This window comes from Actinomadura craniellae (assembly GCF_003289645.1).
Taxonomy (GTDB): domain Bacteria; phylum Actinomycetota; class Actinomycetes; order Streptosporangiales; family Streptosporangiaceae; genus Actinomadura_D; species Actinomadura_D craniellae.
Genome location: NZ_QLYX01000019.1, coordinates 118893 through 144105, shown reverse-complemented (window position 1 = coordinate 144105; position 25213 = coordinate 118893). Strand labels below are relative to the sequence as shown.

At 71.3% G+C, this 25213-nt stretch carries 26 protein-coding genes and 1 riboswitch; of the genes, 9 read left to right on the top strand and 17 right to left on the bottom strand.

Annotated features, from left to right (window positions below; genetic code table 11):
- Positions 1-404: 404 nt before the first annotated feature.
- The 3 genes from DPM19_RS30995 to groL all read right to left on the bottom strand — a co-directional run bounded on the left by DPM19_RS30995 (position 405) and on the right by groL (position 3152).
- On the bottom strand, positions 405-761 hold the full coding sequence (locus tag DPM19_RS30995) for a hypothetical protein (RefSeq protein ID WP_146779065.1): 357 nt from the start codon (positions 759-761) through the stop codon (positions 405-407).
- A 72-nt stretch (positions 762-833) separates the two neighbouring features.
- On the bottom strand, positions 834-1424 hold the full coding sequence (locus DPM19_RS30990; protein WP_111871632.1) for a phospholipid scramblase-related protein: 591 nt from the start codon (positions 1422-1424) through the stop codon (positions 834-836).
- A gap of 102 nt (positions 1425-1526) precedes the next feature.
- On the bottom strand, positions 1527-3152 hold the full coding sequence (groL, locus tag DPM19_RS30985) for a chaperonin GroEL (RefSeq protein WP_111871631.1): 1626 nt from the start codon (positions 3150-3152) through the stop codon (positions 1527-1529).
- A gap of 634 nt (positions 3153-3786) precedes the next feature.
- Here groL and DPM19_RS30980 point away from each other — a divergent pair.
- Positions 3787-4110, top strand: a complete 324-nt coding sequence (locus DPM19_RS30980) for a hypothetical protein (protein WP_111871642.1) — start codon at positions 3787-3789, stop codon at positions 4108-4110.
- A gap of 184 nt (positions 4111-4294) precedes the next feature.
- Here DPM19_RS30980 and DPM19_RS30975 read toward each other — a convergent pair whose 3' ends face one another.
- Complete coding sequence (locus DPM19_RS30975; protein WP_111871630.1) at positions 4295-4762, bottom strand: hypothetical protein; 468 nt, start codon at positions 4760-4762, stop codon at positions 4295-4297.
- Between the two features lie 291 nt (positions 4763-5053).
- Between DPM19_RS30975 and DPM19_RS30970 the strand changes: the two genes are divergently transcribed.
- From DPM19_RS30970 to DPM19_RS30960, 3 genes are all read left to right on the top strand, one after another.
- The gene (locus tag DPM19_RS30970) at positions 5054-5527 is read left to right on the top strand and encodes a carboxymuconolactone decarboxylase family protein (protein WP_111871629.1); all 474 of its coding nucleotides are present in this window, start codon (positions 5054-5056) and stop codon (positions 5525-5527) included.
- A gap of 440 nt (positions 5528-5967) precedes the next feature.
- Positions 5968-6636: an SMI1/KNR4 family protein gene (locus tag DPM19_RS30965; protein WP_146779064.1), complete on the top strand. Its 669-nt coding sequence runs from the start codon at positions 5968-5970 to the stop codon at positions 6634-6636.
- Between the two features lie 165 nt (positions 6637-6801).
- Positions 6802-7023, top strand: a complete 222-nt coding sequence (locus DPM19_RS30960; protein ID WP_111871627.1) for a hypothetical protein — start codon at positions 6802-6804, stop codon at positions 7021-7023.
- Positions 7024-7302: 279 nt separating this feature from the next.
- On the opposite strand, the gene DPM19_RS30955 is transcribed toward DPM19_RS30960, so the two are convergent.
- The 7 genes from DPM19_RS30955 to DPM19_RS30925 form a co-directional block, all read right to left on the bottom strand.
- On the bottom strand, positions 7303-8112 hold the full coding sequence (locus tag DPM19_RS30955; protein WP_111871626.1) for a pentapeptide repeat-containing protein: 810 nt from the start codon (positions 8110-8112) through the stop codon (positions 7303-7305).
- A gap of 19 nt (positions 8113-8131) precedes the next feature.
- Positions 8132-8674 (bottom strand): MOSC domain-containing protein, encoded by a 543-nt coding sequence (locus DPM19_RS30950; protein ID WP_199485372.1) that lies wholly within the window; start codon positions 8672-8674, stop codon positions 8132-8134.
- Positions 8675-8869: 195 nt separating this feature from the next.
- A complete protein-coding gene (locus DPM19_RS30945) occupies positions 8870-9070 on the bottom strand; it encodes a cold-shock protein (protein WP_111871625.1) in 201 nt (66 codons plus the stop codon).
- Between the two features lie 212 nt (positions 9071-9282).
- Positions 9283-9864 (bottom strand): nucleotidyltransferase domain-containing protein, encoded by a 582-nt coding sequence (locus tag DPM19_RS30940; protein ID WP_111871624.1) that lies wholly within the window; start codon positions 9862-9864, stop codon positions 9283-9285.
- An 86-nt stretch (positions 9865-9950) separates the two neighbouring features.
- Entirely contained in the window at positions 9951-10229 is a 279-nt protein-coding gene (locus tag DPM19_RS30935) for a MoaD/ThiS family protein (RefSeq protein ID WP_111871623.1), read from the bottom strand.
- Between the two features lie 37 nt (positions 10230-10266).
- On the bottom strand, positions 10267-11532 hold the full coding sequence (gene thrC / locus DPM19_RS30930; RefSeq protein WP_111871622.1) for a threonine synthase: 1266 nt from the start codon (positions 11530-11532) through the stop codon (positions 10267-10269).
- Positions 11533-11548: 16 nt separating this feature from the next.
- Positions 11549-11690, bottom strand: a riboswitch (SAM riboswitch).
- Positions 11691-11805: 115 nt separating this feature from the next.
- On the bottom strand, positions 11806-12762 hold the full coding sequence (locus DPM19_RS30925) for a cation diffusion facilitator family transporter (RefSeq protein WP_111871621.1): 957 nt from the start codon (positions 12760-12762) through the stop codon (positions 11806-11808).
- Positions 12763-12855: 93 nt separating this feature from the next.
- Here DPM19_RS30925 and DPM19_RS30920 point away from each other — a divergent pair, with 93 nt between their 5' ends.
- Entirely contained in the window at positions 12856-14301 is a 1446-nt protein-coding gene (locus tag DPM19_RS30920; protein WP_111871620.1) for an alpha,alpha-trehalose-phosphate synthase (UDP-forming), read from the top strand.
- Positions 14302-14328: 27 nt separating this feature from the next.
- On the opposite strand, the gene DPM19_RS30915 is transcribed toward DPM19_RS30920, so the two are convergent.
- Positions 14329-15339 (bottom strand): sulfotransferase family protein, encoded by a 1011-nt coding sequence (locus tag DPM19_RS30915; protein ID WP_111871619.1) that lies wholly within the window; start codon positions 15337-15339, stop codon positions 14329-14331.
- A gap of 142 nt (positions 15340-15481) precedes the next feature.
- Here DPM19_RS30915 and DPM19_RS30910 point away from each other — a divergent pair, with 142 nt between their 5' ends.
- Entirely contained in the window at positions 15482-16750 is a 1269-nt protein-coding gene (locus DPM19_RS30910) for an FAD-dependent oxidoreductase (protein WP_111871618.1), read from the top strand.
- Between the two features lie 172 nt (positions 16751-16922).
- Here the strand turns inward: DPM19_RS30910 and DPM19_RS36585 are convergent, their stop codons facing one another.
- A complete protein-coding gene (locus DPM19_RS36585) occupies positions 16923-19148 on the bottom strand; it encodes a serine/threonine-protein kinase (RefSeq protein WP_233510957.1) in 2226 nt (741 codons plus the stop codon).
- A gap of 83 nt (positions 19149-19231) precedes the next feature.
- On the opposite strand from DPM19_RS36585, the gene DPM19_RS30900 reads away from it, so the two are divergent.
- Positions 19232-19783 carry an RNA polymerase sigma factor gene (locus DPM19_RS30900; RefSeq protein WP_111871617.1) on the top strand — a complete coding sequence of 184 codons (552 nt, stop codon included), beginning with the start codon at positions 19232-19234 and terminating at the stop codon, positions 19781-19783.
- Here DPM19_RS30900 and DPM19_RS30895 read toward each other — a convergent pair.
- The 3 genes from DPM19_RS30895 to DPM19_RS30885 form a co-directional block, all read right to left on the bottom strand.
- Positions 19780-21849 (bottom strand): serine/threonine protein kinase, encoded by a 2070-nt coding sequence (locus tag DPM19_RS30895; RefSeq protein ID WP_111871616.1) that lies wholly within the window; start codon positions 21847-21849, stop codon positions 19780-19782. The two genes, DPM19_RS30900 and DPM19_RS30895, sit on opposite strands and share 4 nt — an antisense overlap.
- 140 nt (positions 21850-21989) lie before the next feature.
- Positions 21990-22790: a trehalose-phosphatase gene (otsB, locus tag DPM19_RS30890; protein WP_111871615.1), complete on the bottom strand. Its 801-nt coding sequence runs from the start codon at positions 22788-22790 to the stop codon at positions 21990-21992.
- 112 nt (positions 22791-22902) lie between these two features.
- Entirely contained in the window at positions 22903-23244 is a 342-nt protein-coding gene (locus DPM19_RS30885; protein ID WP_111871640.1) for a DUF3263 domain-containing protein, read from the bottom strand.
- Positions 23245-23364: 120 nt separating this feature from the next.
- Here DPM19_RS30885 and DPM19_RS30880 point away from each other — a divergent pair, with 120 nt between their 5' ends.
- A complete protein-coding gene (locus tag DPM19_RS30880) occupies positions 23365-24162 on the top strand; it encodes an SAM hydrolase/SAM-dependent halogenase family protein (protein WP_146779063.1) in 798 nt (265 codons plus the stop codon).
- Between the two features lie 213 nt (positions 24163-24375).
- Complete coding sequence (locus DPM19_RS30875; protein WP_111871614.1) at positions 24376-24918, top strand: MarR family winged helix-turn-helix transcriptional regulator; 543 nt, start codon at positions 24376-24378, stop codon at positions 24916-24918.
- On the opposite strand, the gene DPM19_RS30870 is transcribed toward DPM19_RS30875, so the two are convergent.
- Positions 24915-25178, bottom strand: coding sequence for an SHOCT domain-containing protein (locus DPM19_RS30870; RefSeq protein WP_199485371.1), 264 nt, complete (start codon positions 25176-25178; stop codon positions 24915-24917). The genes DPM19_RS30875 and DPM19_RS30870 overlap by 4 nt on opposite strands.
- Between the last annotated feature and the right edge of the window lie 35 nt (positions 25179-25213).

The following is a 25213-nucleotide window of genomic DNA, read 5'->3' as shown; positions in this document are numbered from 1 at the left end:
CATTGCCTCAAAGAAATCCCCACCCCAGATCCACAGACCCAGGGCAACGGGGTGACCTCCCACAACATGGGAGGCCGAAAGGCACTGGCTTTTAACACGCTGTTGAGTTCTCAAGCAACAGACACACACGGTTGGTGTCCGCTTTCGCGGCGTTCCCTCCGGGGTGATGTCTTAAACCTTAGCGGATTCTGTCCGCCGGTCAAAATCGGCGATTTCATCCGCCCCTGCCCAGCACTCACCTGCGGAATCTCTTCCGCCGATGATTACCCGACTGGTTCCCCCGGAGCCGGCCACCTTGCTGGTGTCCCGCACCTCCGTGGGCAGAGAGAACGTTATGCCCCGAGGACTCGCTCGTCAAATCGAGGGCGAAGTGTCCAATTCATAACGGCTTGCCGTCAAGACTCTCAGCGTTGGGCCAGGTAGCCGCCGATGAACAGGACCAACCCGGCCGCCACCCAGGCCAGCGTTCCGGCCAGGAGCACGGTGTCCATCCGATCCGGATTACGCCGTATTCGAGGCAGCATCCAGGCGAGCAGTGCCGCCAGTATCGCGAGAACGGCGGGCACGAAGGAGAGCAGCGCCACCAGCGAGTAGGCGTCCGCGCAACCGGGGTCGCGAGACCCTGGCACTCCACAGAACGCGGTGACCCCCCAGCCACCGGGAGCGGAGAACGCCCACAGCACGGCCATGATGGCGTTCGCCACGGTGGGGAGCATCGGCGACATCCGCCACCTGCCAAGGCTCTCCGGAACGGATCGCATTCCCGCAAGGTACCCCGGGAGGGCTCGTCCAAGAGTCGATGACACGGCGGCCGAGCCGGGGCCTCCCGGTGGCTAGACCACGTCCTTGGACTCGTGCAGGATCAGATCCAGCAGGATCACGGTGATCGCGACGATGGTGCGCAGTGGCTCCTCCGCCCGGTCGTCGAACTCCACCGTGTAGCGGTCGGAGTGGGTGAACAGTTCGGTGGCCACCCCGGCCCACTTCTTGTTGATCAGCGCGGCTTGCCGGCCTGTCGCGTCCTTGACGGTGAAGCGGCGCAGGGAGATCTCACCGACGATCTCACCGATTCGCTGGTCGGCCGCGTCGAACAGGCCGTAATGGCGGTTGGTGCGCTCGGGCCGGACCATGCCGATCAGGTCGCCGTCCGGGCGCTTGATGCGGGTGCCTTCCCGGCGGTCCAGCTTCTCCATGACCAGCAGGAGTTCTTCGGCGGGGGAGGTCACGTGGAACGTACGGTCACCGAACAGCGCATGACCGGGCAGCGCGGCCCGTAGCTGCTCGCGCCGGCCCCGGACCGTGGTCTCCTCGGCCGTCGCGAGGAGGTTGCCCGCCGGATCGAGGATCTTGTACGCCACCTTGTTGGCCAGGACTTTGCGCGGCTGCTCGATGCGCAGGGAGGGGAAGTCGAAGAGGTCGCTCACGTCATCGCATGATGCCAAACAAGTGCTCGGCAGAGGCGAAAAGGGCGGCCCCGGTATGGGACCGCCCTCTCGTCGTACGGGTCGGACGTTATGAGCTCAGGCTCAGAAGTCCATACCGCCGTCGCCGCCCGGCATCGCCGGAGCAGCGTTCTTTTCGGGCTTGTCGGCGATGACGGCCTCGGTGGTCAGGAACAGGGCCGCGATCGAGGAGGCGTTCTGCAGCGCCGAGCGGGTGACCTTGGCGGGGTCGATGATGCCGCTGGCGAACATGTCCACGTACTCGCCGGTGGCGGCGTTCAGGCCCTCACCCGGCTTGAGGTTGCGGACCTTCTCCACCACCACGCCGCCTTCCAGGCCGGCGTTGACGGCGATCTGCTTGAGCGGCTCCTCCAGCGCGCGCCGGACGATACCGGCACCGGTGGCCTCGTCGCTCTGCAGCTCCAGCTTGTCGAACGCCTTCGCGCCCGCCTGCAGCAGCGCCACACCACCACCGGGGACGATGCCCTCCTCAACAGCCGCCTTGGCGTTGCGGACAGCGTCCTCGATCCGGTGCTTGCGCTCCTTGAGCTCCACCTCGGTGGCCGCACCGGCCTTGATGACCGCCACACCACCGGCCAGCTTGGCCAGCCGCTCCTGCAGCTTCTCGCGGTCGTAGTCGGAGTCGGTGTTGTCGATCTCGCCACGGATCTGGTTGACCCGCCCCGCGATCTGCTCGGCGTCACCGGCGCCGTCCACGATCGTGGTCTCGTCCTTGGTGATCACGACCTTGCGCGCCTGGCCCAGCATGTCCAGGGTGGTGTTCTCCAGCTTGAGGCCGACGTCCTCGCTGACGACCTGGCCACCGGTGAGGGTGGCGATGTCCTCCAGCATGGCCTTGCGGCGGTCGCCGAAGCCCGGAGCCTTGACGGCCACGGACTTGAAGATGCCACGGATCTTGTTGACGATCAGGGTGGCCAGGGCCTCACCCTCGACGTCCTCCGCGATGACCAGCAGCGGCTTGCCGGCCTGCATGACGCCCTCGAGGACGGGCAGCAGGTCCTTGTTGGCCGAGATCTTGGACTGAACGATCAGGATGTACGGGTCCTCGAGGACCGCTTCCATCCGCTCAGGGTCGGTCACGAAGTAGTGCGAGATGTAGCCCTTGTCGAAGCGCATACCCTCGGTGAGCTCGAGTTCGAGCCCGAAGGTGTTGCTCTCCTCGACGGTGATGACACCTTCCTTGCCGACCTTGTCCATCGCCTCGGCGATCATCTCGCCGATCTGCGTGTCACCAGCGGAGATGGAAGCCGTCGAAGCGATCTGCTCCTTGGTCTCCACATCCTTGGCGAGCTTGGACAGCTCCTCGCTCACCCGCTCGACGGCGGCCTCGATGCCCCGCTTCAGCGACATCGGGTTCGCACCGGCGGCCACGTTCCGCAGACCCTCACGGACCAGCGCCTGCGCCAGCACCGTCGCCGTGGTCGTACCGTCACCGGCCACGTCGTCGGTCTTCTTGGCGACCTCCTTGACCAGCTCGGCCCCGATCTTCTCCCACGGGTCCTCGAGCTCGATCTCCTTGGCGATCGACACACCGTCGTTGGTGATCGTGGGAGCGCCCCACTTCTTCTCCAGCACGACATTGCGGCCCTTGGGACCAAGGGTCACCTTGACCGCGTCGGCCAACTGGTTCATACCGCGCTCGAGACCACGACGGGCCTCCTCGTCGAACGCGATCATCTTTGCAGCCATAGGCTCCAGTCCTCCCGGAACAGGGTGGCCAAGCGGATCGAGCCGACGCCCGCGACGGACGACCTGCCCCGACGACTCCCATTCCGTCGCCGGTGACGAGGCCTCATCGCCCCGACCCAGACTGTGGGATTGTCACTCTCCACAGTAGAGTGCCAACCGTTTTTTTAGCACTCTACCCCGTCGAGTGCAAACGTGGGACATCGTCCCCGAGACCGCTTCCCCGGCCAGGTGAACCCCCGGTGTCACCAGGACGAACAGCCCCCTGACCGGCTCCGGCCATGTACAGGTGTGCCCCGCTACGACCCACGTCCTGTCGGTGTTCCCGGAACAATCGCGGAACAAGCCCCCTGGTTCGGTGGTGGGTCCGGTTTCTCCGTCCGGCGTGTTCCGCGGGCCGGGTGGAAGCGGCCAAGCCGCCAGGTCCTTGAGCGCTCGCCCCATGACGCGGAGCAGATGCGGAACGGGCGGCTCCGGCATGGTCGCCGAGACCGTCCGTCCGGTCACGCCGGCAAGGGATCCCCGCGGCTGTTGCCCGGCCGGTACCACCGGGCCTGCGAGCCGACTGGCCGCTCCCGTCTGGCAGCGCTCGTCCCCGGGTATGGCGGTCAGTGGCGTCGGGCCGCAGACTGGGGTGATGCCGAACCCCGAGTTGGCGTGCACTCCTGACTGGCGCAGGACCGGCAACTCGTACTTCCCGGTCGCCGCGATGGTCGATGGCCAGTGGTGGGTCCTGCGGATCAACTGCTTTCCGGACCATGCCCTATGGACGTTGTTCGTGAACGGCGAGCCGCGCTTCGACATTGATGACACCCCACCGAGTTGGGGGAAGCCGTCCGATCCGTCGGCTCCCCTGCTCGACCAGCAGGCTGCCTGGGAGGCGCTGGGCCCCGTTCGTGACCTCGTCGCCTACGGCAGCGAGGTCGGAGACCCCTGCGACAACCCGTTCTGCTGCGGTTGACTCACTGACGCCCCTCATGCCGGCTCGCCCGCATGCCTGCGCTCTCTCCAACCGGTACGGGAGAAGCTCACCGATGGTCGGGACCGCGACGGGCCTGGCCGGGTGAACCCGAAGCGGGGATCTCGCGCCTGACCCCGTGCGCTCACCCACGCGAACCCGCTATCGCCGTTCCCGGCGTAACGGCTCAATAGGAAATGCTGATCAGCATCTTGAGCTTTTTCGCCGCGGTCGCGGCGGCGAACAGGTCGTCCGCAAGCTTCAGCAGGTCGGGGTCCGTCGAATACACCGGTGGGGTGCTCCATCTCTCGACCTTGGCGGAGCGGGCGTGGGACATCAGGAAGTCGAGCGTCTCGGCGTGCCAGGAACGCGACGGAGTGGTGATGCTCCTGATCGCGTACTTGCTGCTCCAGGGGACGAAGAGTTCGTAGCCGTCGAAAATCCGGTCGAAGAGGCTGTAGGTGCCGTCGCCCTCGGACAGCGCGTCGATTTTCGCCCGTGCCGCGGGGTCCGCGCTCACGGTGGTGACCACCTCCAGGCGGCCCTCGGCGTCGCGCACCTGACGGAAGCCGATGCGGTCTTCGCCGTGCATGACGTGGAACACGCGGCGCGTGTTGAGGGCCGTCTCAGCGAATGGCATCCATTCTTCGAGCACCTCTTCCCGGCTCCATTGTGCCGGATACGAAACGACGCCCCAAGGAACTCCCATGCGGTCAACCTAGCGAGGACCGCTGACAGGACAGGGGCGAAATCACTTCTTCACCATCCGGAACCGGTCCGTACGGGGCAGCCGACTCCGCCTCCCCGAGAGCCCGCCGATGGCCGCCCAGGTGATCGTGCGGGTGTACGAGAACGAGTGGGGAGACCCACGTCACGGCGTCCGGTCGTCACAGTTCGCCGGGCCATCCGGTCATAGCAGCGTAACGACACCAGCAAGGAGATCATCATGGACGCCCGCCTCAACCATCATGCCAACCCTGTCGGGGCCAAGTACATGAAGTACCTCGTCTCGGCGAGCAAGGTCCTGGTCGACTCTGCGCTGCCGACCTCGACGCTGGAACTGGTGAAGATCCGCGCCAGCCAGATCAACGGCTGCGGTTACTGCGTCGACATGCACACCAAGGAGGCCGCACTGGCCGGGGAGACCTCGCTGCGGCTCAACCTGGTCGCGGTCTGGCGGGAGGCCACGGTCTTCACCGAGGCCGAGCGGGCCGCCCTGGAGCTCACCGAGCAGGGCACCCGCATCGCCGACGCCGCCGGCGGCGTCACCGACGAGGCCTGGGCGAACGCCGCCAAGCACTACGACGAGGACCAGCTCACCGCCCTGGTGTCCGGCATCGCTCTCATCAATGCCTTCAACCGCCTGAACGTCATCGTCCAGCAGCCCGGCGGCGACTACCAGCCCGGCCGGTGGGAGTGATCGGCGAACCGATCGCCGAGGAGCATGACCCGGTGCCCCCGTTCCCGCCATGGGCGACGCACCGGCCGCCTCGCGGCATTGGGGCGGCGGACGTGTACCGGGGCCGGCTGACCGGCGCGCCGTCGAAGTGGGGCCGTCCCCCTACGGAGGACCCTGGCCCCGCTTCGGCCGGCGCCGTGCTCGGGCGGCCACGCGGTCGTCATGACCAGGCGTGTGGTCGCCGTCCGGTGCGGGCGGCCTGGCCGGGGGGTGGAGAGGTTCGCTGATCGGGGTGAGGGCGTCGGGGGGAAATGCTTGAATACGAAGCCATCGCAAGGTCCACGAATTCGACGTGAGGAACGATGGCCGGCGCAGCGGAGCATGCGGACGCAGCGGAGATCGTCGCCCGTCTCGAGGCACTCGCCGCGGGCTCGGCCGGTCAGGTGAGGCTGGGTCGGGCCATGACCGACGACGAGATGTCCGCGTGGCCGGTCGGCGTGCCCGAGGAGGTCCGCGCCTTCCTCAGGAGGGCCGGCGGCTTCACGATCGGCGACGGTCGCCATGTCTTCGACTTCAACCTTCCCGACAATCACCTGCCGGTGGCCAACGAGTACTGGCCGCTGCAAGACGCCTCCGCGAGCTGGATCCTGCACAGCGATGGCTCCGCGACGACGTACTACGTCGACATCGACCCGGAAAGCGGCGCCTGGGGGCGGATCTTCAGCTTCTGGGAAGAGCCCTATGCCCGCCTGGTCGCCCCGGGGTTCCTGAGCTGGGTGGGCAACCTGGTGATGGGGGTGGATTCCGCGCTGGAGGCGGCGCGCTCCACCGGCACTGCTGTCGGCCCGGCGTTCAGCGACTGGCTGTTCAACAGCGACGACTCGCTGTCCCGCCACCCCTCCGCCGGGGCCGAGCCCCTGCCGGTCCCCGTGGCCCGGACCTCCGGTGACACGGAGATCGCGGAGGTCGCCGCCCGGCTGCCGGACGACGCCTTCCTCGCGGACCTGAGGGCGGCGGTCTACCCCACCGAGGTGCCGTTCGCGGACGTCCTCCCCATCGGAGAAACGGTGACCTACAGCCACTTCCACGGTGGCGGGTTCCTGGCTGCGACGCTCGTCCCCGACCTGTGAAGTGAGACCAAACGCGCCAATATACGGCAGTTTGTGGGTAATTCTCCGATACTTCGGTTCCAGGAAGTCAGTGCATTAGAAAGTCCTCACAATGTGCTACGGGGAAATCACGGTGGGAAATAAAGGGGGTGGTGGTTCCCGGACAACAGATCGACTGGAGGAATCATGAAGAACATGCTCCGTCTCATGTCGCCGGCCGTGGCCGTCACCGCCCTCGCCGCCGGCGCGTTCATGACGACCATGCTGGCCCTGCCGGCCAGTGCGGCCGCCGCCCCCGCCGTGGTCGACCCCATGTGCGTGGTCGAGTATCCCCTCACGAGCGCCACGGAACTCTCCCACGGCGGCGTACCGGAGGCCCCGCTGGGATGCGTGGCCGTGGCTCCCTGAACGACCTGACAAAGGTCACCGAGGTTCACGTACCCGCGCCCTTTGACGTGAACTGGAAATGAGCACAGGGCAGGGCCTTCGGGTGTCCCTCTCACGCAGGGAACCATCACGACCCCGAAGGCCCTGCCCCAGCTCAGCATATCGGCGCGGAAAAGGGCAGCCCCACGATTCGCCTATTGGCGACCGGATCGCGCAACGGCCTTTGACCGCAGCCATGAGCTGATTCGACAATTCCCAACGAAACGGGCGCCAAATATCTCCCGCGAAGAGTGGTGTGGTTCAGCTCTGCCAGTGCGCGGGCCGGGCCAGTGCCGGCGGGACCACGGTGGCGGTGTCACCCCTGGCGGCGTTGAGCTGGGCCTGGGTGAGGAAGATGGCGCCGGTCAGGTCGGCTCCGCTCAGGTCGGCGGCTCTCAGGTCGGCGCCGAGCAGGTCGGCCGTCCTGAGGTCGGCGTTCCTGAGGTCGGCCCCGATCAGGTAGGCGCCGCGCAGGCCCGCGCCGCGCAGGTCGGCGCCCTTGAGATCGGCACCCATGAGGTCGGCTCCGCTACGGTCCCGGCGGCCGGGGACTTCGGCCCGGACGAGTTCGCTGGTGCGCAGCAGCAGCGGCCTGACCTGCTCGCGGTGCGCGGCCACGACCGGTTCCACAAGTTCCTCGGGGCCGCCGCGGGCGAGGCGTTCGGTTGTTTCCAGCACGCGGCGCAGCTCGGCGTGGACGGGACGCGCCGGCGGCAGGGACAGCGCTTCGGTCAGGTACCAGAGCAGTTCGTGGAGCTGGCGCATGACGGGGAACACCCCGAACATCCGCCGGGCGGTGCGGGGGTCGCTCCGCCAGTCCCGTCCGCCGAAGGTGACCTGGGAGACCCGCTGGCCCGCGCCGAAGCAGTCGTAGACGGTGCAGCCCGGGAAACCCCGTTCCCGCAGGCCGGCGTGGATGCCGCAGCGGAAGTGCGCGTCCAGGTTGGGGCAGGGGTGCCCGGCGTCCTTGTCGATCGCGAAGTCCGCGGAAGCCGTGAAGGGCAGCGCGACGCAGCACAGCCCGAAGCAGCTGCCGCAGTCGGGGCGTAGATCGAGGTGGTTCCGGGGCAAGGGGTGTGGTCTCCTGCGGTCAGACCGGACGCAGCGGGGTGTGCGGCTCCGGCGGGAGTTCGGCGGTGACCGGATCTCCGGGGTGGACCTCTCCCCCGGTGCGGACGACGGCCATCACACCGGACTTGCGGACGACGGCGCCGTCCTCGTCGCGGTCGAGGACCGCGGACATCAGGCCCTGCTGGAAGCCGTCGAGCTGGGTGCAGGGGTTGCGCAGGCCGGTCACCTCGACCACGGCGGTGCCACCCAGGTGCAGCAGGGTTCCGGTCGGCAGGGCGAGCAGGTCGACACCGCTGGTGGTGACGTTCTCGCCCAGCTGCCCCGGCGCGACCTCGAAGCCGGCCCCGCGCAGTTCCTCGAACAGTTCGGCGTGGATCAGGTGTACCTGGCGCAGGTTCGGCTGGCTCGGGTCCCGGGCCACCCGGGACCGGTGCTTCACCGTCGCGCCCAGGTGGGCGTCGCCCTCCACCCCGAGGCCGGCCAGCAGCCTGATCATGGGCTCGTTCGCCTTGCCGAAGGTGTGCTCCGCGCTGCGGCTGACCGCGACCACGACTCCGCTCACCGGGTTCCGCCTCCTCCCGACCGACGGGCTTCCGTCTGTCGAGCCTATTGCGGAGCCACCCGGCGTCGGACACGGGGCACCGGCGACCCCGGCCCGGAACCGTACGGCCGATCACGGCCTCAGCCGCGGGCACGGGCTTGCAACGCCCCCGGCCCGGGTCTCCCAGGCCGGGGGCGGATGAGTGTCGGGGGGCGTTCAGACGGCGCGGACGGCGTCGGCCTGGGGGCCCCGGTCGCTCTGGGTGATCTCGAACTCGACCCGCTGGCCTTCCTGAAGGCTGCGGTAGCCGTCCATCTGAATGGCGGAGTAGTGGACGAAGACGTCCCGGCCTCCATCGACGGCGATGAAGCCGTAACCCTTCTCGTCGTTGAACCACTTGACGGTGCCCTGCGCCATACCACAACCCTGCCGATCGACCGCGGGCCGAACCCGCGGCAAAGCCCGTGGGTCCGCCCCTGTCAACGCGGACCCGATGATCACCCGGCACGGATGATCGAGTCGAACATACCGGCGGGCATCCTGCCGCAACAGCCCCTGTCACCTATCGCCAAACGGCCGGTAATGGTCACCCGAACGGCGCAACCGTAGCGGCCTTTCTGTCGTAGACCTCACCGGGCGAGGGGCCGGATTTCGCGTTCCAGCGACCGGGGGACGCGCAGGCCGTAGCGGCGTTCCAGCTTGGTGCGGGCGCCCAGGTAGCGGTCGGCGGCCTCGCCGAGGTCGGCGGGCACGGCGTCGACCCCCATGGGCTGGAGCAGGTACTGGCTCATCTTGAGCAGTTCGGCGCGGACGAGGTCGCGCTTGCCGTGGGCGCGCTTGCTGACCAGCCACACCGTCCAGTCCCAGAAGTGCGCGTCCACCGCGGCGAGGGTGTCGGGGCCGACCCGCCAGGGCGAGCCCCATCGGCGCGGCACGTCCCGGAAGATGAAGTCGATCTTGGTGGGGCCGGAGATGACGAGCATGTAGCACTCGTAGTCGCTGAGCCGGTCCCACTGCGCGGCCAGCGGCTCGTGCGGGGCGACCAGGGCCGGCAGTCCAGCCGCCACGGACAGGAAGTCGTCGGTGGCCACCCGGAAGTCCCAGTCGGAGAACTCCGTGTGATCGCCCCGGGCCCGGGAGCCGACCAGTTCGAGTTCGTGCACCGCCGGATGGGCCCGGACGGTTTCGGCCACCTCCATCACGCGTTCCATGGAGGGGCCTGTACCCGCCCGGGCGCCGCATCCCCCTGCCCGCCCGTGGCCAAACACCTACCCCGGCCGCGGGCGGGCCCGCTTCGTCAGCCGCCCGCGACGGCCGGGATCACCGAGACCTGGGAGCCCGCGGGGGTCGGGGTGTCGAGCCCCTCGGCGAACCGCACGTCCTCGTCGCCCACGTACACGTTGACGAAGCGGCGGATCTTGCCGTTGTCGTCGAGGATGCGGGCCGCGATGCCGGAGTAGCTGGCGTCGAGGTCGGCGATCACCTCGCGCAACGTGCCGCCGTCGGCCTTCACCTCGGACTCGCCGTCCGTGTAGGTGCGCAGGATCGTCGGGATACGTACGGAAACCGTGCTCATCTCATCCGCCTTCTGAGGGACTCGTGTTCGTTCGGGGTCAGGCCAGGCCGGCGGCGCGGAAGGCCTCCAGGGACGGCGCGATGTTGGCGGACGGGCCGACCACGGGGGCCACCGCGTCCAGCGTCTTCAGGCCGTCGCCGGAGTTGATGATCACCGTCTCGGCCTCGGGGTCCAGTTGCCCGGTCCGCACCAGCTTGCTGAGGCAGCCCACGGTCACGCCGCCGGCGGTCTCGCCGAAGATGCCCTCGGTGCGGGCCAGCAGCCGGATGCCCTCGACCACCTCGGCGTCGTCGATGTCCTCGACCGCCCCGCCCGTCCGGCGGACCACGTCCAGGACGTAGGGGCCGTCGGCGGGGTTGCCGATCGCCAGCGACTTGGCGAGGGTGTCGGGCTTGACCGGGCGGACGACGTCGTGGCCGCCCTTGAACGCGGCGGCCACCGGGGAGCAGCCCGTGGCCTGGGCGCCGAAGACCTTGTAGGGCCGGTCCTCGACCAGGCCGAGCTTGATGAACTCCTGGAACGCCTTGTCGATCTTGGTGAGCTGGGAGCCGGAGGCGACCGGGACCACGATCTGGTCCGGCAGCCGCCAGCCCAGCTGCTCGGCGATCTCGTAGCCCAGGGTCTTGGAGCCCTCGGCGTAGTAGGGGCGGACGTTGACGTTGACGAACGCCCAGTCCTCCTGCTCGCCGGCGATCTCGGAGGCCAGCCGGTTGACGTCGTCGTAGTTGCCGTCCACCGTCACGAACGTGCCGCCGTAGACGGCGGTGGTGATGATCTTCTGGCTCTCCAGGTTGGACGGGACGAAGACCGCGCTGCGGATCCCGGCCCGAGCCGCCGCCGCGGCGACCGCGTTGGCCAGGTTCCCGGTGGACGGGCAGGCCAGCACCTTGAAGCCGAGTTCGCGGGCGGCGGCCAGCGCCACCGCGACGACCCGGTCCTTGAACGAGTGGGTGGGGTTGCCGCTGTCGTCCTTGACCCACAGCCGGCTCATGCCCAGGGACTCGGCGAGCTGGTCGGCGCGGACGAGCCGGGTGAAGCCGGGCTCGGTGTTGGGGGTCTCGGCCACCTGGTCCGGCACCGGGAGCAGGCCGCGGTAGCGCCAGATGTTGCGGGGTCCGGCCTCGATGCTCGCCCGGGTGATCTCCGGGTGGGCGCCCTCGGTACGGGTGAACCGGTACTCGATCTCCAGGGGGCCGAAACACTGGTCGCAGGCGTAGCGCGGGCCGAGTTCCGCGGCGGTGCCGCACTCGCGGCAGATCAGGCCGACGGCGGGTCCGAGATTGCTGGCAGGGCTGAGTGCCATGAAAGCGAGGCCTCTCTCCTCATCTGTCCCGTGCCACCTTGGTCACGGGCCGGAGTTGGCACCCTGTCCCGGCCGGCCTCGCAGGTCGCGAGCGCGTCTGAGCCGGGAGGGTTGCCGGGGCTTCGCAGGGCCGGTCCCTCCACCCCTCTGGATGAGCGCTATGAAGTTGTGTTCGCCGCCAACGTTCGGCGGCGTTATGCGGGAGTTTAACCGATCTGTCTGGATGCCAGATGACGGGTCTCAGCACCTGAGATTACCCAGAGGATACAAAGATCACTCCGGTTGGAGCTGGGTCGGGTCGAGGAAAACGTGCCGGACGATGGGGCAGACCTCCTGCAACCGCCGGTCGATCTCGTCGGCGATGTCCTCGGCGCGGTCCGCGCTGATGTCGTCGTCGAACGCGACCTTGGCCGCCACCAGCAGGTCATCCGGCCCGAGGTGCATGGTCAGCAGTTCCACCACCTGGTCCACCCCGGGGGTGCCGCCGATCTCGGTGTGGATCATCTGCCGGGTCTCCCGGTCCACCGCCCGGCCGATCAGCAGTTCCTTGCTGTTGCGGCCCAGCGTCCAGGCGACCAGCACGAGCAGCAGCCCGATCGCGATCGACGCCGCCCCGTCCCACACGCTCGACCCGGTGACCTCGCGCATCGCCAGCCCGAACGCGGCGATCACCAGCCCTACCACCGCCGTGCTGTCCTCCAGCACCGCCGCCTTCAGCGTGGTGTCGGGGGTGCGGCGGACGTGCTCCAGCACCTCCCGGTCGCGGCCGCGGGCCTCCTGCCGCACCTGGTACGCGGCCCGGCACAGCGACAGCCCTTCCGCCACGAACGCCACGCCCAGCACGATGAAAGCCGGCAGGGCGTCGCCCCCCTCGCTCGGCCGGACGATCTCCAGCACGCCCTCGTAGATCGAGTAGCAGGCGCCCGCGACGAAGATTCCCACCGCGGCGATCAGCGACCAGAAGTACCTTTCCATCCCGTACCCGAACGGGTGCTGGGCGTCGGCCGGGCGGCGGCTGCGCTGCAGCGAGGCCAGCAGGAACCCCTGGTTGAGGGTGTCGGCCAGGGAATGCGCGGCCTCGGCCAGCATCGCGCTGGAACCGGCGGCCAATCCGGCGATCAGCTTGGCCACGGCGATGACCACGTTCGCCGCTCCGGCCGCCAGCACGGTCTTCTTCGTCTCTTCGCTGTTGCCTCTGGGGGGCGCGGCGCGCTCGGTCTCCACCGTCATGGCCGCACAGATACCCGCTGATCAAGCAGCAAACTGCGAGCTTATTACCGCCCCGTAACCAGATGACCGAAAGACCCGTGTCAGACTGCGGGAATGGATGATCGCTCCGATCGTCAGGTGCTCATCGCGTCCAACCGCGGCCCGGTGTCGTTCACTCCGTCCGACGGGGGCGCCCCCGCCCTGCGGCGGGGCGGCGGCGGGCTGGTGTCCGGGCTGGCGGGCGTGGCGGGCCGCGCCGAGGTGCTGTGGGTGTGCGCGGCGCTGTCGGACACCGACCGGCAGGCCGCGCGGGAGGCACCCGGCGGGCGCCTCGATCTCGCCGGGCACGACACCGGCGGTGCGGTGCGGATGCTGGACATCCCGGCCGCCACCTTCCGGCGCGCCTACAACGGGGTGGCCAACTCGACGCTGTGGTTCGTCCACCACCTGCTCTACGACACTCCGAACGCCCCGCACTTCGACGCCCGCTCACGGCGCGACTGGCAGTCGTACGAGGCCTACAACGCGGCCTTCGCCGACGCGCTGGCCCGCGACGCGGCGCCCGGCGCGCGGGTCGCGATCCAGGACTACCACCTGTCGCTGGCGCCGCTGATGCTGCGGGAACGCCGGCCCGACCTGCGGATCGCGCACTTCTCGCACACGCCGTGGGCACCGCCGGAGTACTACCGGCTGCTGCCCGACGACCTCGGCGTCCGGGTGCTGGAGGGCATCCTCGGCGCCGACCACGCGGGGTTCCTCGCCGACCGCTGGGCCGAGGCGTTCCTCGACTGCTGCGAGGCGGTGCTGGACGCCAAGATCGACCGGCACGCCCGCACGGTCACACACGCCGGGCGCACCACCCGGATCGGCGTCCACGCCCTCGGGGTGGACGGGGCCGCGCTGCGGGCGCGCGCCGCGGAGCCGGACGTGGCCGCCCGGGCGGCGGCGCTGCGCGCGCAGGTGGACGGCCGACGGCTGATCGTGCGGATCGACCGCACCGAGCTGTCGAAGAACCTGGTCCGCGGGCTGGCCGCCTACCGGGAACTGCTGGCCAACCACCGCGAGTGGCACGGCCGGGTGGTGCACCTGGCGTTCGCCTACCCGTCCCGCTACGACCTGCCGGAGTACCGCGCCTACACCGAGGAGGTGCGGCGGGCCGCCGCGAGCATCATCGAGGAGTTCGGCACCGACACCTGGCAGCCGCTGATCCTCCAGGTCGAGGACGACTACCCGCGCTCGCTGGCCGCCTACGGGCTGGCCGACGTGCTGCTGGTCAACCCGATCCGGGACGGCATGAACCTGGTCGCCAAGGAGGGCCCGGTGCTGTCGGAGCGGGACTGCGCCCTGGTGCTGTCGCGGGAGGCGGGGGCCGCCGCGGAACTCGCCGAGGACGCGCTCACGGTCAACCCCTACGACGTCTCCCAGACCGCGGAGGCGTTGCACCGGGCGCTGCTGATGCCGGCCGGCGAGCGGGCCGAGCGCTGCCGGCGGCTGGTCGAGGCCGCCACCGCGCTCCCACCGGACCGGTGGTTCGCCGACCAGCTCGCGGCGCTGGACTGACCGCGAGGCGTGCGGAAACCCGTCCCGTCACCGGATGGACAGGCTGTCGTGCTCCGTGAGCAGGGAGACGACGGGCCCGGGCTCGGACAGCCGCCGGTAGCCGCGGACGAGCGCGTTCTTGCGCTGCGCCGCCCTGCGGTGGGCGGCCACCCGGGCGTACCGGGCCAGGTGCAGGGGGGACGGGCGGGCGGTGCCGGACGGCTCGTAGCCGTGCGCGCGGAGCCGGGACCCCAGGACCGTCTCGACCAGCCCGACCTCCCAGGGTTCCAGCCGCTGCGCCCAGGAGCCGACCCGGCCGGAGGTGACCTCACCCTTGGTCCGGAAATGCCAGGTCCGGCCCTTGGGCATGGTGGTCTCGGCGATGCCCTGCGGGGCGGCCATGGCCGGGTGGTACTCCTCGCCGAGGAACGCGCACAGCTGCGTCAGCTCCTCCTCGGGGCGGGTGACGAGGTGCTCGTACCGGACCAGGTGGAAGGCCTCGGGGCCGAGCCGGGCCAGGTTGCGGCGGCCGTCGTCGACGGCTTCCCGCCAGTTGGCGATCGCGTGGTGGATGTCGTGGCGGTACCAGGGCATCTCCTTGAGCGAGGCCACGCAGTCGCGGCCGTCCCGGACCACGTGCACGAACTGGGCGTCGGGCCACATCCGCAGTAAGGCGTCGACGTGCTTGGCGTAGGCGGGCCGCTTGTCCCCCCAGCGGGGCTTGCCGAACCGCCGGGCGTAGGCGCGGAAGACGATCCCCAGCGCCGAGCCGAGGGTGGGCGGCCCGGCGACGATCTCGGCGGCGACGGCCTTCGGGTCGAGGCCCAGGTCGCGGAACCTGCTCTGCCGGCGGCCGACGATCCACTGGGCCAGCGCCCGCCGGTTCGCGGAGTCCCGCAGGTCGCCGAAGTCGCGCCGGGAGTCGTACGCCTGCAGGACGAACCGGGTCTCGACGGGAATCGCGATGCGGGGATGGGAGTGCAGCATCAGCTGGAGCAGCGTGGTACCGGAACGTGGACATCCGATGACGAAGATCGGCCTGTCGGTTTGGGGAGCCATGCCAATGAATGCTTCCCGCAGCAGGAGCACCAAACAGTGGGATCACCCGCCTCATGGCGTTCCACTAGCTGTTCTTTAACCGGCGGGCCCGCAGCCGGGAGCCCAACTTGACGGATAACTCACCAAATGATGAATTATTGGTATGACCGAGTCAACGACATGCTGCATCGTCGGAGGGGGCCCGGCCGGGATGATGCTCGGCCTGCTGCTGGCCCGGTCCGGCGTCGAGGTGCTCGTGCTGGAGAAGCACGGGGACTTCCTGCGTGACTTCCGGGGCGACACGATCCACCCGTCGACGCTGGAGGTGCTCGACGAGATCGGGCTCGGCGAGCGCTTCGAGCGGCTGGAACATCACAAGGTCCGCCGCCTCCTCGTCATCACCGACGACGAGGAGGTGCCGCTGGTCGACCTGGGGCTGCTGCGCGAGCGGCACCCCCACATCGCGATGGTCCCGCAGTGGGACTTCCTGGACATGCTCGCCGAAGAGGCCGGGCGCTACCCGAACTTCACGCTGCGGATGAACGCCCACGCGTACGACCTGGTGCGCGAGGGCCGCCGGGTGGTGGGCCTGCGCTACACCGACGCCACCGGCGACCACGAGGTCCGGGCCGCGCTCACCGTGGCCGCCGACGGTCGGCGCTCCGAGCTGCGGCGCGCCACCGGGTTGCGGTCACGCGAGTACGGTGCCCCGATGGACGTCGCCTGGTTCCGGCTGCCACGGGCGGCCGGTGACCGGGACGACACGTTCCTGCGGCTCGCCCCCGGGCGGGTCATGGTCGGGATCAACCGGATGACGTACTGGCAGCTCGCCTACCTGGTGCCCAAGGGCGAGTACGCGCAGGTGCGCGCCGCGGGCATCGAGGCGCTGCGCCGGCGGATCGGGGAGTTGCTGCCCTTCCTCGCCGACCGGACGGCCGCCCTCGACTTCACCGACATCAGCGTGCTCGACGTGCGGGTCGACCGCCTCCGCCAGTGGCACCTGCCCGGGCTGCTGTGCATCGGCGACGCGGCACACGCCATGTCGCCGATCGCCGGGGTGGGCATCAACCTGGCGATCCAGGACGCGGTGGCCACCGCCAACCTGCTCACCGCCCCGCTGCGCCGCGGCGCGTCCCCCACCAGCCGGGAACTCGCCGCGGTCCAGCAGCGGCGGCAATTCCCCACGGCGGTGATCCAGCGCATCCAGCTCCTGGCCCAGAACGCCCTGATCGGGCCCACCCTCGGCGGCACCCGCGCGCCACGGCCACCGGGACCGCTGGTGGCGGCGCGCCGGTTCCCGCCGCTGGCGCGCATGGTCGCCCAGCTGATCGGCCACGGGCCGCGGCCCGAGCACGTCCGCGTCCCGGCCCTGCCGCCACGCCGGACCAGACCGAAACGGCGAACCGAAGCACACCACGAACGCCCCCGCTGACCTGCCGCCCGAACACGTCCGCGCCGGACCGGGCCGGAGCGGCGCGGCGCGGCCGCCGGGCGGGGAGCGGCCGGCCCACCGCCGTGTCCGCCCCGGTCAGGGGCGGCACCGCGGACATCACCGGTAGCCCGGCGGAGCATGCCCCCGCCCCGGCACCCGGGCCGCCCCCCGGTCAGGGGGCGGCGAGCCGGAGGTTGTCCAGGACGTCCTTGGTGACGTCGCGCTGGTCGACCTGCTTGATGCGTACCCAGGCCCCGAACTTGCCGGTCCGGTCGGTGAGGCCGATTTCGACGATGGTCGGCGTGCCGGTGGTGCAGCCGGTGTAGCGCGTGATCGTGCCCGACAGGCCGTTGGCCGGGCCGGTGTACCGCTGCGGCTGCGCCTTGGTGCACTGCGGGTGCTCCGAGGCGCCTGCGGGGGGCAGCTTGCCCTGGGCCACGTCGGTGGTGAGCCCGACGAAGACGCCCGGGACCTTCGCCGCCGTCTGCCGGAAGCCGTTGAAGTCCGGGGTGGCCCGCAGCACCGGCCGGGCCCGCGCGTCGGCCAGCCCGACGTCGGCCGGGTTCCAGGTCGGCTGCGGCTGCCTGGGCCAGGCCCTGGGCACCGCCGCGGTGATCTTCCCGGAGGCGTCCTTCACGGTCACGAAGTCGGCCGGAAGCCTGGGGCCGTCGGGCTCGTCGTCGCCACCCGACATGAGCGTGCCGGCCAGCAGCCCGCCGGCCAGGGCCACCGTGAGGACCCCCGCCCCGATGATCCACGGGGTCATCGGCTTCTTCTGCTCCTTGCCGGCCCCCGGCCGTCCCGGCTGGCCGCCGTGACGCGGCGGCCCCTGCATCCCCTCGCGAGGAGTGCCGCCCGCCCCGGGGGGACCGTGCAGGATCGCCGTGCCGCCGCCGGGGGGCGGACCACCGGCGAACTGGCCGCGGTCGAGCGAGACCGTGCGGTCGTCGTCGGAACCACCGCCCGCGGGCGGTCCGGCGAACCCGCCGCCGGGCCGGTCGACCATCGTCCGGTCGTCGCCCGGTGGTCGCGGCAGCCTGACCTCGGTGGTGCGGACGTCGTCGGGCGACGCCCCGCGGCCGGGCGGAGGGCCGTTCCGGTCGGGCGCGGTCTGTTCGGGGGATCCGTACGGGCCGCCGGGACCGAGCCGGCGGTCGCCCTGGGCGGGCGGGGAGTCACTCCGGTCGGGCGCGGTCTGGTTGGCGGGGCCGTAGGGGCCGCCCTGCGGCCCCTGGCCGGGCCGCGGACCACCCTGGGGTCCCTGGCCGGGCGGCGGGCCTCCCTGGCCGGGTGGGGGGCCGTGCGGCCCCGGACCGGGCTGAGGGCCCTGCGGCCCCTGACCGGGCGAAGAACCTTCCCGGTACCCGGGGCCGGGCTGAGGACCCTGCGGCCCCTGACCAGGCGGAGGACCCTCCCGGTACCCGGGGCCAGGCGGAGGACCCTCCCGGTACCCCGGACCGGGCTGAGGACCCTGCGGCCCCTGACCAGGCGGAGAACCCTCCCGGTACCCCGGGCCGCCCTGCGGGGGCGGCCCCATCGGGTGTCCCGCCGGGCCGGGGTCCAGCGGGCGGTCCAGCACGGTGCGGTCGTCGTCCACGGGCGGGGATGCGGGGCGGAGCCCGGCCAGCGCCTCGGCGAATTCCTGGGCGGTGCCCCACCGGTTGTCGCGCTCGACCTCCAGGGCGCGCAGGATCACCCGGTCGAACTCGGGTGTCAGCCCCTCCCGCAGCGCGCTCGGCGGTTTCGTGACGGGGGCGGGGCCGGGCGGGCGGCCGGTCAGCATGTGGTACGTCAGCGCGCCCAGCCCGTACACGTCGGCCCGCACGTCGAGGCCCCCGCCGAAGCGGGCCTGCTCGGGCGACATGTAGCCGGGCGTGCCGACCGGCAGCGTGAACGCGCCGGAGGCGTGCGCGATGGCCTTGGCCAGGCCGAGGTCGGCGATCAGCAGCCGCTCACCGCCGTCCGGAGTGGACTGGAACAGCACGTTCGACGGCTTGAGGTCGCGGTGGATCACGCCCAACCGGTTGATGACCGCCACCCCATACGCGATGTCCTCGGCGATGGCAAGCGTTTCGGCGACCGAAAGCGGCCGTTCCCGCATCCGGTCGGCGAGCGTCCCGCGGTCGGCGTAGGACATGACGAAGTACGGGCGGCCGTCGGGCAGTTCCCCGATGTCGTGGACCCGGACCAGCCGCTCGGAGTCGGCCCGCCGCAGGATGCGCGCCTCCTCGTGGAACCGGTTGCGGACGTCGAGGTCGTCGAGCAGGCTTCCGGACAGGACTTTTATTGCGACCTTCGCGTCGAGCGCGTCGTCGTGCCCGAGCCATACCGAGGCGAAGGCCCCGGAGCCCAGGACGCGATCGGTTCGGTAACGGCCGACTGATGCAGGGATGGACACCCCCGTATCATGCCCAACAACGGGGGGCGGGTGGGAGCGCGCGGGCGGTACGGCCGCGGGCGCCCAGAAGGCGAGGGGTGGCGATGGCGTTCGACCAGCAGACCGAGGAACTGGCCGTCAAGGCCGCGCAGGGCGACCAGGGAGCGTTGAACGATCTGCTGCGCCGGATCGAGCCGGACGTGATGCGGCACAGCGGCCGTTTCCTGCCCTGCCGGCAGGACGCCGAGGAGGCGTGCCAGGACGCGCTCCTCCAGGTGGCCCGCAACATCCACCGGTTCGAGGGCCGGTCGAAGTTCAGCACCTGGCTGCACGTGGTGGTGGCCAACTCGGCCCGCTCCACCTACCGCTCGCTCAAGCGGCGCTCGGTCGAGCAGGCCGGTGAGCTGCCGCAACAGCGTCCCGACCCGCGCCGGACGAGCGTGATCGCCGGCTCCCGGGTGGACATCCTGGACGCCATGGAGGAGCTGGAGTCACGCAAGCCCGACCTGATCCAGGCGCTGGTGCTGCGCGACGTCTCCCAGCTCGAGTACGCCGAGATCGCCGAGCAGCTCGGGCTGCCGCTGGGCACGGTCAAGTCCCGGATCCACGAGGCCCGCAAGCAGGTGCGGCAGACCCTGGGCGAGTCCTACACCTAGCCCGGGAACGGCATCGGCTTGGGCAACTGATCGGCTATGAAAGCCTTCTCCCAGACATACAGTTTCATGTCCCTGGGGGTAAGCCCCTTGGAGACGGGCACCTCGGTGGCCACACGCACCAGATAGGACGCGCCGGGCGCCAGGAAGAACTCACCGCCGCGCGGTTCCGGCGCCCCGGTCCCGTTCAGTGCCTTGACCACCCGGTTCTGCGCCGGCAGGACGCACACGTCGATGGGCACCCCCGGCTGCGTCAGGCACCGGTTCTGGTCCCAGGCGGGGACCAGCCCGCGGGTGACGAAGATGTCGGCCGGGTACTCCAGCGGGACCTCCCGCTGCTGGAGGTTGGTCAGCACGTACTCGGCGTAGGCGTAGACGGTGCCGACCGGTGGGGTCGGCTGCCCCATCGCGTCCGAACCGCCGTCGCCGCCGCCACCGACCGCGGCCAGCCGGTAGGTCGGCACACCGGAGGCGGCCGCCTCGACGGCCGGGCCGGTGACCGGCAGTCCCGGGCCCGCGGGCTCCCCGGGGAACTGCTCGGCGGAACCGCCGGACGACCGCAGCACCGTGACCACGACCGGCACCGCGAAGCAGAGCATGACCGCCCCGGCCACGATCGCGTTGCGGCGGGTGCGCGCCGCGCGGCGCCGGAGCCCCGTGGCCGCGCGGGAGAAGTCCACCTCGTCCGGCTCGTCCGGCTCGTCGTCGTCCCGCGTGCTCCGGGCCGGGGTCCGCTCGGCCACCGGCGCGTTCCCGTTCGAGCCGTTCGCGGCGATCCGCGCCTGGACGTTCCCCGAACCGTCGACGTTCACGAACGCCTCGGGAGTCAGGGACTCCTGGACCGGGGCGTGCCGTACCCGCCCGGCGACGCGGACGTCGTTCTCCGGCCCCACCTCGGGGGCGACGGCCGGCGTGGGCGCCTCCGGTGGAGCCGGCATGGCGACGGGCTGCGGGAAGACCGGCACGGCGACGGAGGGCGGGGAGGCCGGCGCGGCGACGGGGTGCGGGGAGGTCGGCGCGGCGACGGGCGGCCGCGGGATCGGTGCGAAGAGCACCGGGCCCGCCTGCTCGACATCGGCCGGAGCGAGCCCCCATGCCCGGACGCTGTGGTGCGAGGGAGCGTCCCAGGACCGTCCCGCCGGGGCCGGCACCGGGGCGCGCGTCTTCGGGGCCGGCTCGAACCGGACGCCCAGCGCCGGATCATCCGAAATCGCCAGGTCGACGGCCGCCACTGGCGGCACGGGCGCGGGCAGCGGCGCGGGCAGCGGCACGGGCGGCTCGCCCGGCGGGGCCAGCCGGTGGAGCAGGTCGGCGGCCGGGGGACGGTCGCGGGGGTTCTTGGCGAGGCACTCCAGCACCAGCGCGCGCAGGGGGTCGTCCAGCCCTCCGGTGTCGGGCTGGTCACGCAGGGCGCGGGCGGCGACGTCGGGGGCGAGACCGGTGCCGAACGGCGGCCGCCCGCACGCCGCGTACACCACCGTGGCCGCCCAGGCGAAGATGTCGGCGGCGGTGCTGGGCGGGCCGCCGGCGAACCGCTCGGGCGCCAGGTAGGCGGGGTCCGGCGGGCTCGGGGACGGGGACAGAGCGTCGAGCACCGGGGCGATCCCGAAGTCGACGAGGCGGGCACGCCCGGCGTGCAGCAGCACGTTGCCGGGGTCCAGGTCACCGTGCACGACCCCGGCCCGGTGGATGGCGGCGAGCGCCTCGGCCATGTCACCGGCCAGCCGGTGCAGTTCCGCCCTGGGCCGCGGGCCCTGCAACGCGACCACGACGGCCAGGGAGGGACCGTCGACGAACTCGCCGGCGATGTAGGGCCGGCCGGCGTCGATCCCGGCGGAGAGCAACCGCGCCACGCGGGGCACGGCGACCATCCGGACGTCGCCCAGCCCCGCGGCGAGGGAGCCGTGCGTCTCCGGCCGCAGTCGCGGCAGCCGGACCGCCACCGGGTCCCCGCCGGGCGCCACCCCCCGGTAGACGACGCCCCGGGTGCCCTCCCCCAGCCAGCCGATCAGGCGGTACTCCCCCAGGCTCCGCGGGTCGCCGGGGCGCAGTGGTTCGTGCTCGCGCATGACCGCTCCGCTCGTTCACTCCACAATCGACCCAGTGTCGCCCAACCGAGATCAGAAACGAATCACCCCACCTTGTGACATTTCATCGGCGGATACTCACCCGGATGCCAATTTCCGCCGCGGTCCTCACCGGCGGTCGCTCAGCCGAGTGAGTCAGCCAGGTCACGCAGGAACCGGACGACCCCGGCCGGCCCGTCCACGATCAGGTCGGCGCGCTCGGCGACGGCGGTGACCTCGGCCGAGCCGCTGCACAGCTTGACACCGGGCACGCCCTCGGCGCGCAGCTCCTCAACGGCGGCGAAGGCGGCCAGGTCACCGAGGTCGTCGCCGCCGAACAGCACCGCCGAGGGCGGGGCCGCCGGGTCGAGCAGGCCGCGCAGCGCGACCCCCTTGTCCATGCCGGGCGGGCGCAGTTCCAGCACGAACCGGCCCGGCTCGACGGTCAGGCCATGCCGCTCGGCCAGCGCGCCCAGCAGGCTCCGCAGCCGCTCCAGCGCCACCTCGGGCTCGGCCGTGCGGCGGGTGTGCACGGCGAGCGCGTGCCCCTTGTCCTCGATGTGGACGCCCGCGGGGGCACCGGCCGCCGCCAGCACGCGGGGCAGCTTGGCGCGCACCTCGGCGACCCCCGGGGGCGGTTCGGGGACGGTCAGCCGGCCGGCCTCCCACCGCTCCAGGCCGTACTGCCCGAGCACCACCAGGCCGTCGACGGCCCCGAGACCGCCGTTCCCGACGGGATGCGCGGCAGGGCGGCCAGTGATGATCGCAAGGGTGCCCACCAGCGGGGACAGGCGAGCCAGGGCGGCGGCCGCGTCGGGATGCGCCCGGGCCGCCGCCGGGTCCTCGACGATCGGCGACAGGGTTCCGTCGAAGTCGAAGGCGAGAACCGCCTCACCGGGGCTCTTCCGGATCGCGGCGAGCCCTTCGGCGCCGGCGGGAGTCATCGGGGTCTGGGGGTGTTCCGCTGAGAAGTCCACGTGACCAATGGTGGTCACGGCCGGAGCGAAATGCCGAGACGGCACGCGGCGCGCGGCCGTGATGGCCGCTTCCGGCGGGTCAGGTGTGGAGGCCGAGCCGGCGCGCGGCACGCTGCCGCCGCCGCTGGCTGCGCAACCGGCGCAGGCGCTTGACCAGCATCGGGTCGTGCTGGAGCGCCTCGGGCAGATCGATCACGTGGTTGAGCAGCTGGTAGTACCGCGTCGCGGACATGTCGAACTGTTCGCGGATCGCCTGTTCCTTGGCTCCGGCGTGCTTCCACCACTGCCGCTCGAAGGCGAGGATGCGGCGGTCACGGTCGGAGAGGAGGCCGGGAGGGAAGGCTTCGTCGGCTTCCGGGCCTTCGAGCGCTGGAGGTTCGTCGGGCGTGCCGTCCTGAGCAGGGCCATGCGCCGTGGGCATCTGGTCCCCTCTGTGGTTGGTTGGTCCCGGTCGTCCGGGTTCGGCGGGTGTCATCGTACCGATCCCGGCGGACGCTTTCCGGCTGTTCTCACCGAACGGCCCGACGTAGCGTGGTACCGCGTGGCGGCTTATCAGTGCATCACGTTCCTGACCGACTACGGCCTCGACGACGGCTTCGTCGCGGCCTGCCACGGAGTGGCGGCCCGGCTCGCCCCCGAGATCCGGCTCATCGACATCACCCATCTCGTTCCCCCCGGCGATGTGCGCCGGGGGGCGGCGGTGCTGGCGCAGACCGTCCCCTACCTGCCGGCCGGCGTCCACGTCGCGGTGGTCGATCCGGGGGTGGGGACGGCGCGGCGCGGCGTGGCGGTGCAGTCCGGCGGACGGGTCTTCGTGGGGCCCGACAACGGGCTGCTGTCCTGGGCGGCGACCGTCCCGTCCCGGGCGTACGAGCTCACCAACGAGGAGCTGTGGCTGTCCCCGGTGTCGGCGACCTTCCACGGCCGCGACGTCTTCATGCCGGTGGCGGCGCGGCTGGCGGCCGGCCTGCCCCTCGCCGAAGTGGGTCGGGAGATCGGCCCCGCCGAACTGGTCGCGCTGCCGGCGCCGACCCGGCTGGTGCGGGACGGCGCCGCGGAGGGCGAGGTGGTCACCGTGGACCGGTTCGGCAACGTCCAGCTCGCGGTGACCGGCGCCGACCTCGACCGGCTGGGCGCCGTCCGGGGGGCGACTCTGACGGTCACGGTGGGCCGGCGCCGGCTGGTGGTGCCCTACCTGGAGACGTTCGGCTCGGTGCCCCCCGGTGAGCTCGTCGCCTACACCGACTCGGCGGGCCTGGTCGCCCTCGCCGTCAACGGCGGCGACGCGGCCCAGCGGCTGGGCCTCCCGCCGGGCGCCCGCGTCCGGCTCTCCCGCTGAGCCGCCCGGTCAGCCACCCGCTGAGCCGACCCGTCAGCCGACCCGTCAGCCGGCCGGGGACCGCCGATCAGCACGATCAGGGTCTGCCGGTGGCTCAGCGGTTCTGGCAGGGTGGGGGATTCAGATCGGCCACCGTGTTCCCCGAACGAAAAGCCTGCGCAGCGCAGGGTAGGATATATCTGCAGGATGCATACATCAACGAGAGGCCACCCCATGGAGACGGACCGCGTCTCCGGCAATCCGATCTCCGAGCAGATCGGGTCCGCGCTGTTCCAGCTGCGCCGGATCTGGGCCAAGCCCGACCTGATGAAGCGGATCCGCGAGCAGGCGCCCGGCGGACGGCCGTTGCAGCTGTCCAACCTGATGGTCGTCCATGCCGTCGCCGCGCTGCTGCTCGAAGACGCGGGCGAAGTGACCGTCGGCGCCGTGGCCGACCGCCTGGACATCGACCCCTCCACCGCGAGCCGCCTGGTCGGGCACGCCATCGACGCCGGGTTGGTCTCGCGACGGCCCTCGCCCACCGACGCCCGCCGCGCCAACCTCGCGCTGACCGATACCGGCCGCCGGGTCAAGCAGGTCGCCGCCCGGGGCCGCCGCGACTACCTCGACGAGCTGATGAGCGACTGGAGCGAGGCCGAGCGAATCGAGTTCGCCCGGCTGCTCACCCGTTTCATCGAGGCCGCGGCCCGGAAACCGATGGACCACGAGGGCATCGGCCGCATCTTCGCCGAAGCCGAGGCCGAGTCGGACGCCTAGCCGAGAACCACCAGCCGGGACCGGTACTCGTCCTCGTCGATCTCGCCGCGCGCGTACCGCTCCGCCAGCACCGCCCGGGCGCCCGCCCGCGGATCGGCCGGAGCCGACCGCCGACGCAGCAGCCAGAACGCGCCCACCGCCACGGCCACCCAGAACAGCCCGAACCCGATCGGGAACACCGGCCACCAGGCCGGCGGGTCGCCGCCGTCCCGCCACGGGCCCGGGTGGGCCGCGAACGCCAGCATCGTCACCATGGTCATCGACCTCCTCATCTCGCGTACGACCCGATCGTCCG

Coding starts and splice junctions, on each gene's coding strand:
- DPM19_RS30995 (WP_146779065.1), bottom strand. CDS start 761: ATGCGATCCGTTCCGGAGAGCCTTGGCAGGTGGCGGATGTCGCCGATG.
- groL (WP_111871631.1), bottom strand. CDS start 3,152: ATGGCTGCAAAGATGATCGCGTTCGACGAGGAGGCCCGTCGTGGTCTC.
- DPM19_RS30980 (WP_111871642.1), top strand. CDS start 3,787: ATGCCGAACCCCGAGTTGGCGTGCACTCCTGACTGGCGCAGGACCGGC.
- DPM19_RS30970 (WP_111871629.1), top strand. CDS start 5,054: ATGGACGCCCGCCTCAACCATCATGCCAACCCTGTCGGGGCCAAGTAC.
- DPM19_RS30965 (WP_146779064.1), top strand. CDS start 5,968: ATGACCGACGACGAGATGTCCGCGTGGCCGGTCGGCGTGCCCGAGGAG.
- DPM19_RS30960 (WP_111871627.1), top strand. CDS start 6,802: ATGAAGAACATGCTCCGTCTCATGTCGCCGGCCGTGGCCGTCACCGCC.
- DPM19_RS30945 (WP_111871625.1), bottom strand. CDS start 9,070: ATGGCGCAGGGCACCGTCAAGTGGTTCAACGACGAGAAGGGTTACGGC.
- DPM19_RS30940 (WP_111871624.1), bottom strand. CDS start 9,864: ATGGAACGCGTGATGGAGGTGGCCGAAACCGTCCGGGCCCATCCGGCG.
- DPM19_RS30935 (WP_111871623.1), bottom strand. CDS start 10,229: ATGAGCACGGTTTCCGTACGTATCCCGACGATCCTGCGCACCTACACG.
- thrC (WP_111871622.1), bottom strand. CDS start 11,532: ATGGCACTCAGCCCTGCCAGCAATCTCGGACCCGCCGTCGGCCTGATC.
- DPM19_RS30925 (WP_111871621.1), bottom strand. CDS start 12,762: ATGACGGTGGAGACCGAGCGCGCCGCGCCCCCCAGAGGCAACAGCGAA.
- DPM19_RS30920 (WP_111871620.1), top strand. CDS start 12,856: ATGGATGATCGCTCCGATCGTCAGGTGCTCATCGCGTCCAACCGCGGC.
- DPM19_RS30915 (WP_111871619.1), bottom strand. CDS start 15,339: ATGGCTCCCCAAACCGACAGGCCGATCTTCGTCATCGGATGTCCACGT.
- DPM19_RS30910 (WP_111871618.1), top strand. CDS start 15,482: ATGACCGAGTCAACGACATGCTGCATCGTCGGAGGGGGCCCGGCCGGG.
- DPM19_RS30900 (WP_111871617.1), top strand. CDS start 19,232: ATGGCGTTCGACCAGCAGACCGAGGAACTGGCCGTCAAGGCCGCGCAG.
- DPM19_RS30895 (WP_111871616.1), bottom strand. CDS start 21,849: ATGCGCGAGCACGAACCACTGCGCCCCGGCGACCCGCGGAGCCTGGGG.
- otsB (WP_111871615.1), bottom strand. CDS start 22,790: ATGACTCCCGCCGGCGCCGAAGGGCTCGCCGCGATCCGGAAGAGCCCC.
- DPM19_RS30885 (WP_111871640.1), bottom strand. CDS start 23,244: ATGCCCACGGCGCATGGCCCTGCTCAGGACGGCACGCCCGACGAACCT.
- DPM19_RS30875 (WP_111871614.1), top strand. CDS start 24,376: ATGGAGACGGACCGCGTCTCCGGCAATCCGATCTCCGAGCAGATCGGG.
- DPM19_RS30870 (WP_199485371.1), bottom strand. CDS start 25,178: ATGACCATGGTGACGATGCTGGCGTTCGCGGCCCACCCGGGCCCGTGG.